This is a genomic window from Corallococcus sicarius (genome assembly GCF_003611735.1).
Taxonomy (GTDB): domain Bacteria; phylum Myxococcota; class Myxococcia; order Myxococcales; family Myxococcaceae; genus Corallococcus; species Corallococcus sicarius.
Genome location: NZ_RAWG01000388.1, coordinates 1 through 7,636, shown reverse-complemented (window position 1 = coordinate 7,636; position 7,636 = coordinate 1). Strand labels below are relative to the sequence as shown.

The window sequence follows — 7,636 nt, the reverse complement described above, 5'->3', positions numbered from 1 at the left end:
GGGGTGGGAGGGCGGAACGCGCGGACGCAGGCGGTCCCCAGGCCCACGAGTGCGAGCACGACCTCGCCCAGCCGGCGTTCGTGGAGGATGTCGTGCAGGCGAACCCAGCGGTCCGGTTCACCGTCGCTGGGGCGCAGGGCCTGGAAGGCGATGACGTCGCGGAAGAACTCCGACGGGGCGAGCGCGGCGAGGGGACCCACGACGACGACGAACGTGGCGAACGCGACGAGCGCGAGCATGACGCCGTCGCGCCAGGACTCCTTCCATGGGCGGGCCAGCAGCGCGGCGACGAGCCAGAGGCCGCCGGGAATCTTCACGGACACCGCGAGGCCGAGGAGCACGCCCGCGCCGATGCGCCGCGCGCGCGAGGGAGCTTCGGAGGCGAGCCAGAGGTTCGCGAAGCCCAGGCACAGGATGTTGAGCAGGGGTTCGAGGAAGGTGCCGCGTTCGACGAGTGCGGCCTCGGGGTGGGCGGCGTAGGCGAGCGCGGCGACGCAGCCGGCGAGGGGCCCCCAGGCACGCCAGGCGATGCGACCCGCGAGGAACACGCAGAGGGCGCCCACGGTGACGGCGGCGTAGCGGGTCACTCCGTAGGCGGTGGCCGCATCGAGCCCCAGGGTGAGCGCGGCGCCGGGAGCCCAGAGCAGGAGGGCGCCCGGAGGGTGGACGAAGATGAAGTCGCGGTAGGGCAGGTCGCCGCGCAGCAAGAGCGACGCGGCGGAGAAGTAGACGCCCTCGTCGTAGTCCATCGGGTAGCCCATGGGGCCCGCGCGATGGAAGAACGCCAGCGCGCGGAGCACCCAGGCCCCGAGCGCCACGACGACCAACGGCCACGGGATGCAGTCCCGCCAGGAGCGCGGGTGGACGGGAAGGGACGACGCCGGGAGCGGAGTGGGGACGGGTTGCATCGGAGCGGGGCCGCGAGGCTACTCCCGGCCCGTCCGCCCGTGGCGTTCTTTCCCGGAGGGCGGGATGCCCGGTGTCTGGAGTGTCCGGGTCCTGCGCGCGGAGCTCGCTGATTCACGGCCGGCCCGACGAGGCGGGGCCTCCGGGCGTTCCCTTCCACCTCCGGCGGTCACGGGCCCGTGCACTGTTCCGCCCGGGCTCCCCGAGGGACGGGGGACTGCTCGGTTCCCCGGTGCTTTCCGCCGGGCCCAGGCGTGCGAGAGTCGCCCCCCGTGAGCACGAACGACCCCACCGGGACGCTGACGTCCGCGTCCCCGCAGCGCGCCGAGGCCAACCTGTGGTTCGGGGTGGTGCTCGCGCACGCGGCGGCGGTGATGCTCTTCTGCGCGGTGGCCTTCGCCGCGAACTTCTACCGGATGCGTGGCTTCTGGCCGCCCGCGACCGCGCTCCCGGGCGGCTTCGTTCCCGCCGTGGCGGGCGTGCTGCTGCTCACGGGAGGCGCGCTCCTGCACGGCGCGCTCCGACACGCCTCCGGTCCCCGCCCCGCACGGGCCTGGCACCTGGGCGTGCTGGGCGCCGGAGCGGGGTTCCTCGCGACGCAGGCGGCCTGGCTGCACGTGCTGTGGTGGCACCGCGACCTGCGCATCCCCGAAAGCGGCGTCTTCGCGTCCGCGCTGTATGGCCTGTCGGCGGTGCAGGCCGCGCACGCGGCGGTCGTGCTCATGGGGGTGCTGCGGGCCACCCTGCACGGCATGCGTGGTCTGGATGCTCGGGCCCGGCTGCGGCGTGCCGTGCCCGGGTGGTGGTGCACGACGGTGATGTACGGCGTCCTCTTCGCGGTGGTGTACCTCCCATGAAGCCCACTCCCTTGCTCCCTCGAATCCCGAAGTCCTCCCGTGCGCTCCGCATGCTCGCCGTGCTCGCGCTGGGGGCGCTTGGCCCCGCGTGTCGCCGGGAGCCGCCGACCTTCGAACCGCTGAAGCTCGCGAATGGCACGACCATCCCCGCGGCGACGCTCGCGCGCGGCTGGGACGTCTACACGCACTACTGCATGTCCTGTCACGGCGAGAAGGGTGACGGCCAGGGGCCCGCGGGCACGGGCATGCGCCCCGTGCCGCGCAACTTCCGCCAGGGCCTGTACAAGTTCGGCGGTGTCGCGGCGGGCGAGTTGCCCACCGACGACGCGCTGAAACGCACGCTGCGTCGCGGCCTGCACGGCACCCCGATGTTCGCGTGGGACGTGCCTCCGGCGGACGTGGACGCGGTGGTGCAGTACCTCAAGACCTTCAGCCCGCGCTGGAAGCAGGAGGCGCCGGGCGTGGCGCTCGCGGTGTCCGAGGATCCATGGAAGGGCCGCGCCGCCGAGGCCGTGGAGCGCGGCCGCACCGTCTACCACGTGGCCGGCAAGGGCAACGCGGGCTGCGCCAGCTGCCACGTCGCGTACCTGCCGCGCGCCGACCTGGCCGCGCTCACCGAGAGCGTCACCGGCCGCAAGGTGAACCTGGCGAACGTGGATCCGTACACGGCGACGCCTCGGGATTCGGACTACTCGCTCACCGTGGACGCGAAGGGGGAGGCCACGCAGCTCTCGAAGGTGCTGCCGCCCGACTTCCTCTTCCACCGCCTGCGCACCGTGTGGCCCCAGGGCGCTCGCGTGGAAGGCCAGCGGTACACCGCCGAGGCCCAGCGCGAGGACCTCTACCGCGTCATGGCCGCGGGCGTCGGCGGCGCCGCGATGCCGTCGTGGAAGGGCGCCATCCCGGAGGAGAACCTCTGGGCGCTCGCGTACTACGTGCAGAGCCTCGTCGTGCTGCACGACACCGACGAGGCCCGCGACCTCCAGCAGCGCCTGCGCGATTCGAAGATGCAGCCTTAGCGGATTGATGCAGCAATCTGAAAAGATGGACTTCCGGGGAAACTAATTCCCAGGCATCGCGAAAATCCGGGCTGAAGTCTCTCACTTTCCCGGAGTCCCTTCGTGAAGACCTACTCCGTTCGCAGCGGCGACACGTTGAGCGGTTTGGCTCAGCGCTTCCACACGTCGGTGGGGACGCTGCAGAAGACGAACCGCATCGCGAACGCGAACCTGATCCGGGTGGGGCAGCGGCTGTCAGTGCCGGACTCGTTCCAGGCGGCGGCTCCGTCCAAGGGCGGGAGCAAGGCGAGCAGCTACACGGTGCGCAGCGGCGACACGCTGAGCGCCATCGCGGGGCGGCACGGCACGACGGTGGGGGCGCTGGCGAAGGCGAACCACATCAGCAATCCGAACAAGATCTACGTGGGCCAGAAGCTGACGATTCCGGGCCGGAGTGGTGGCACGGGGACGTCGAAGCCGCCGCCGACGACGGGCGGCACGGGCGGCACGGGCAGCGTGGGTGGCGCGACGGGGGGCAGCAAGGGTGGCGTGTCGGTGGCGCAGCTGCGGAAGATCATGCCGAACCTGTCGCAGGCGAAGGCGGAGCAGTACCTGCCGCACCTGAACAAGGCGATGGCGGAGGCGAAGATCAACACGCCGAAGCGTCAGGAGATGTTCATCGCGCAGCTGGCGCACGAGAGCGGCGAGCTGCGCTACATGGAAGAGATTGCTTCCGGTGCGGCGTACGAGGGCCGCAAGGACCTGGGCAACACGCAGCCGGGCGACGGCAAGCGCTACAAGGGCCGGGGTCCCATCCAGCTCACGGGTCGCGCGAACTACCGAGCGGCGGGCAAGGCGCTGGGCATCGACCTGGAGGGCCACCCGGAGCGCGCGAAGGATCCGGACGTCGCGTTCCGCATCGCGGGTTGGTACTGGGGTTCGCGAAACCTGAACAGCTACGCGGACGCGGGCAACTTCCGCGAGGTCACCCGCCGCATCAACGGCGGCTACAACGGCATGGCCAGCCGCGAGATGTACTACCGCCGCGCGCAGGGTGCCCTGGGCTGAGCCGTACTTCCCGCCCGTCTGCACGGAGGGATCCCACGTCCGGAAAGGGGATCCTCCGTGACAGGGGACCCGTGATTCCAGGCCCCTGACGCTGGCGCACCGGCTGCACAGGGACCGGCTCCTCCCTTCTCGGAGCGAGCCCGATGTCCCGAATCGATTCTTCCGGCAGCACTCCTGTTTCCCCCGACAGCCACCTTCCCGAAGCGGACGTGCCCCCGGCGCCGAGGCCCTCCGCGCCGCCGTCCACGCGCAACGAACTGCGGGCCTATTCCGGTCCGCCCGGCGCTCCTGCCGCCCCTCCACCGCCCACCAGTCTGGCCGGGCCCGCCATGTCCGCCCGCGAGCTCGCGGCACTGGGCAGCCGGCCGCGTCCCCCGTCCTCCCCCGTCCCGGAGGACGTCTACTCCGCGCTCAAGTCACACCTGACGCGCAGCCTGTCCAACCCCCTCCTTACCCACAGCGACGTGCAGGCCACGCACGCCGCGCTCGGCTCCGTCCCTCGTGACGCCTATCGCGCCACGCTGGAGCGCATGGACCGCGACGGCCTGCTCGCCACGTACGTGTCCAGACTGGACGCTCCTTCGCGACAGTCCTTCCTCGACCAGGCCGCGTCGAACGGCGTCCTTCAACGGCGGCCCGGTGGCGTCACCGGTCCGCTCGGGATGCCGGGACGGCCGGAGGTCTTCGTCAATGATCCGAAGCTGCCCGGGGCCCTGCGCGACGCGGTGAATGCCCACGCCATCGACACGGGGCGCGCCGCCGTCCTCTCCTACGACGCCTATCTGCAACGCCATGGCGAAGCGGTAGGACAGTCGGACAGCCTCCGTGCACTGCGCTCGCTCGGTGCGCCCCAGGCGCTGGACCTGCGCGAGACCGTGCTCGGACTCTCCTGGTCCGACCCGCGCCGTGAGCGCTACGAAGCCGAATGGAAGGCGGGCATCGGCCGTCCCCAGCACTCCCTCGTCCAGGCCTATGAGACCGCCACCGCCCGCGCGCTCGTCCTCTCCGGACAGCGGCCCGCCGGCACCTTCCTCACCGCCGAAGCCAGCGCGTCCCATGACCTGTTCCGCGTGAAGAGCGAGGCCCGGCTCGCCTCGCGCGGACCCGCCGAACTCCAGACGCAGGCCGGCGTCGTCGCGAAAGCCGGCCCCCTGGACCTGGAGATCATGACGGACGTGCACGGCGAATCCGAGACGGAGCTCCAACTCGACCTGGGCATCGCCAGCGTGAGCCGCGACTCGCAGGGCAAGGTGGAGCTGTCGCTCGGCGCGGGGCCGCACGCCCGCGCGCACGCGAACCTCAACCCCCGCACCGCGGAGTTCGGCGGCGGCGTGGCCTTCGAGCTCTCCGACAAGACCGGCCAGCACCACGCCGGCCTCAAGCTGGGCTACGGCCTGCGCGGCCTCACCCCCGAGCGCGCCGCCCAGGCCCTCCGCGGCGACGTCCCCGGTGTCTTCAGCCGCCCGAAGGACCTGGACCCCGGCACCTCCTGGGATGCCCTCCCCGCGGAGCGCCGCGCCCTCTACGAACGGCAGGGCTGGACCCGCGAGGAGTGGGCGGAGGACTCGCGGCGCTGATCACCGCACGTTCGCGAGCAGCAGCTTCTCCACCACCACCACGTCGTGCCACACACCCTCCAGCGGAGCGTGCTTCTCGTGCACCCCCACCTCGCGAAACCCCAGGCGCCCGAGCAGCGCGCGGCTGCGCACGTTGGTCGCGAAGACGCGCGAGGTGAGCTTGTGGAAGCCCGCCGCCTCCGCTTCCTTCAGCAGCGCCTGGAGCACGTGCTGCCCCACGCTCCGACCCCGGGCCTCCGGGGCCACGTAGATGCTGAAGTCCGCGACGCCCGCGTAGCACTCGCGCGGGCTGTAGGCGCCCGTGGCCGCATACGCGATGACGCGCCCGTCCTCCTCCGCCACGAGCACCGGGTGGCGCTTGCCCAGCCACGCGTCGATGTCCTCGGGCATGCGGGGCCGCGTCTCGAAGGTGGAGGCGCGCTCGGCGATGGCCGCGTTGTAGATGGCCGCGATGGCGGCCCGGTCCTCACGCGTCGCGGGCCTCACGCCAGGCAGTGGGGGCGTGCTCATGGCGTGGGCGTGGGGAGCTTCGGCGCCGGGGACTCCTCCGCCTCCGGTACCGGACGCATGGCGTAGGCGGCCCACAGCGTCAGATGCCAGGGCAGGACGACGGGGATGATGGGGCCCTCGCTGCTCATGAAGAAGACGCTCGCCGCTGCCCAGAACACGAACTGGATCCACAGCCCTACCGAACCCACGCGCTGCAGGGTCCGGTTCTCCAGGCTGTGGCCGAAGAAGGAGGACAGGGTGGAGGCCCAGATGACCAACCCGCCCAGGGCAAAGGGACTCAGCACCTGCCCCAGGAGGTCGATGCTGGTGTAGCGGTTCAACAGATGGCCCAGGCCGCACAACAGCGTCTGGTACAGCAGGGACAGCAGCGTGCCGATGACACCCCCCATGCCGGGCCCCGTGGGGGCCTTGCCGGAGTCCTTGGCGGGAGCCCTCGACTCCAGCAGTTCGGGCGGCAGCTCCAGCGCGTACGGATACCCCAGGGACAGCAGGGCGTCCTGCGCCGCGTGACGCACCTTCCGTCCGCCCTTGCCCGCATAGTCCCCCACGGGGTTCTCACGGGCCATCAGCTCCAGCAGCACGTCCGCCCGTGCCCGGGGCGACTCGTCCGGCGGCGGGGCCCGGCCCAACGCCGCGATGAGCGCGTCGATGTCCGAACGCAGCACCCTGGGCGACTTCACCTCCTCCAACAGCGCCGCGAGCGGGAGGAACGTCTCCGCGACCACGGGCGCCGGAAGGTCGGGCGTCTCGGCGGCGGTGGGCGGCGCGGGGCGGTGGGCCTGCTGGGACATGAATGCTCCTCGAGGACAGTCATCCTCTGGCTGCCCACCCGGGAGCAAGGGGGCGGCCTCGCACCCGGCGCGCCCCGAGGAGACAGTGTCTGTTCCACCGGCCACCCGGGAGCAGGGGGGTGGAGCCTCCGGCTGGGGAGCGAGGGAGCGACAGCGAGCGAAGGCCGCTCCTACCCCGCGTGTCCACCCTTCCCGGAAACACCTTCCCCTGAGTGAGGACGCGAGATGCCGATGGAACGAGCACAGCGGTTCGTGGACGCACTGCTGAAACTGGAGGAGCACGGCGACATCGACTCGCTGGTCGCCCTCTTCGCCGAGGACGCCCAGGTGAGCAACGTCGCCTCGCCCAGCGTCTTCTCCGGGGCCGACGGCGCCCGCCGCTTCTGGACCGAATACAAAGGCACCCTCGGACAGGTGAAATCCACCTTCCGCAACATGATCGAGTCCGGCGACCGCGTGGCGCTGGAGTGGGAGACGCAGGGCACCGCCCACAACGGCGCCGCCATCTCCTACGAGGGCGTCTCCATCATCGAGTGGGATGGTGACCGCATCCGCCGCTTCTTCGCCTACTTCGACCCGCACGCCCTGGGCCAGGAGCTGTCGCACGGCACCGCGCCCCGCTCCGAGGTCCCCGCCACCACGCCGGCCTGACGCCGCGCAACTTCACGCGGGGTTGGGGGTTTGGGGGGGCTCCACCCCCCGGAGCGCGGCGCCATCGCAAGGGGCGCCCGGACGTTGTGTGCACTCTCGTGCACGGGTGCCGCGAGACGCGGTAGCGTGGTGGGGCGGCCACCCCCCATTTCGACGGGTTGCTTTCCAAACCTGACAGACATGGCCACTTTGATCTCTTCGAGGCGGCCGGAACCAATGTGGCCCCGCGCTTCACTGTCCTGGGAGCAATTCCATGAATCCAATTCCGGGCTCACGCA

Annotated in this window: 8 protein-coding genes; 5 read left to right on the top strand and 3 right to left on the bottom strand. The window is 71.5% G+C overall.

Going from position 1 to position 7,636, the window contains the following annotated elements; all coding sequences use genetic code 11:
* The coding region (locus D7X12_RS36535; protein WP_147443905.1) for a glycosyltransferase 87 family protein at positions 1–908 on the bottom strand (908 nt) is incomplete at its 3' end.
* 270 nt (positions 909–1,178) lie between these two features.
* Between D7X12_RS36535 and D7X12_RS36530 the strand changes: the two genes are divergently transcribed.
* The 4 genes from D7X12_RS36530 (at position 1,179) to D7X12_RS45200 (ending at position 5,406) form a co-directional block, all read left to right on the top strand.
* Positions 1,179–1,763, top strand: coding sequence for a cytochrome C oxidase subunit III (locus tag D7X12_RS36530; RefSeq protein WP_120629829.1), 585 nt, complete (start codon positions 1,179–1,181; stop codon positions 1,761–1,763).
* An 11-nt stretch (positions 1,764–1,774) separates the two neighbouring features.
* Positions 1,775–2,782, top strand: coding sequence for a c-type cytochrome (locus D7X12_RS36525; RefSeq protein ID WP_244224998.1), 1,008 nt, complete (start codon positions 1,775–1,777; stop codon positions 2,780–2,782).
* Positions 2,783–2,884: 102 nt separating this feature from the next.
* Positions 2,885–3,829 (top strand): LysM peptidoglycan-binding domain-containing protein, encoded by a 945-nt coding sequence (locus D7X12_RS36520; RefSeq protein ID WP_120629827.1) that lies wholly within the window; start codon positions 2,885–2,887, stop codon positions 3,827–3,829.
* Positions 3,830–4,158: 329 nt separating this feature from the next.
* Positions 4,159–5,406: a hypothetical protein gene (locus D7X12_RS45200; protein ID WP_120629826.1), complete on the top strand. Its 1,248-nt coding sequence runs from the start codon at positions 4,159–4,161 to the stop codon at positions 5,404–5,406.
* On the opposite strand, the gene D7X12_RS36510 is transcribed toward D7X12_RS45200, so the two are convergent.
* Together D7X12_RS36510 and D7X12_RS36505 are read right to left on the bottom strand one after the other, a co-directional pair.
* Positions 5,407–5,916, bottom strand: a complete 510-nt coding sequence (locus D7X12_RS36510) for an arsinothricin resistance N-acetyltransferase ArsN1 family A (RefSeq protein WP_120629825.1) — start codon at positions 5,914–5,916, stop codon at positions 5,407–5,409.
* Positions 5,913–6,707 carry a hypothetical protein gene (locus D7X12_RS36505; protein WP_120629824.1) on the bottom strand — a complete coding sequence of 265 codons (795 nt, stop codon included), beginning with the start codon at positions 6,705–6,707 and terminating at the stop codon, positions 5,913–5,915. The genes D7X12_RS36510 and D7X12_RS36505 overlap by 4 nt, the downstream gene beginning before the upstream one ends.
* Positions 6,708–6,932: 225 nt before the next feature.
* Between D7X12_RS36505 and D7X12_RS36500 the strand changes: the two genes are divergently transcribed.
* The gene (locus tag D7X12_RS36500; RefSeq protein WP_120629823.1) at positions 6,933–7,358 is read left to right on the top strand and encodes a nuclear transport factor 2 family protein; all 426 of its coding nucleotides are present in this window, start codon (positions 6,933–6,935) and stop codon (positions 7,356–7,358) included.
* Positions 7,359–7,636: the final 278 nt, after the last annotated feature.

Excerpts from the sequence above, each read along its gene's own strand:
- D7X12_RS36500 (WP_120629823.1), top strand. The coding sequence starts at position 6,933 with ATGCCGATGGAACGAGCACAGCGGTTCGTGGACGCACTGCTGAAACTG.
- D7X12_RS36510 (WP_120629825.1), bottom strand. The coding sequence starts at position 5,916 with ATGAGCACGCCCCCACTGCCTGGCGTGAGGCCCGCGACGCGTGAGGAC.
- D7X12_RS36505 (WP_120629824.1), bottom strand. The coding sequence starts at position 6,707 with ATGTCCCAGCAGGCCCACCGCCCCGCGCCGCCCACCGCCGCCGAGACG.
- D7X12_RS45200 (WP_120629826.1), top strand. The coding sequence starts at position 4,159 with ATGTCCGCCCGCGAGCTCGCGGCACTGGGCAGCCGGCCGCGTCCCCCG.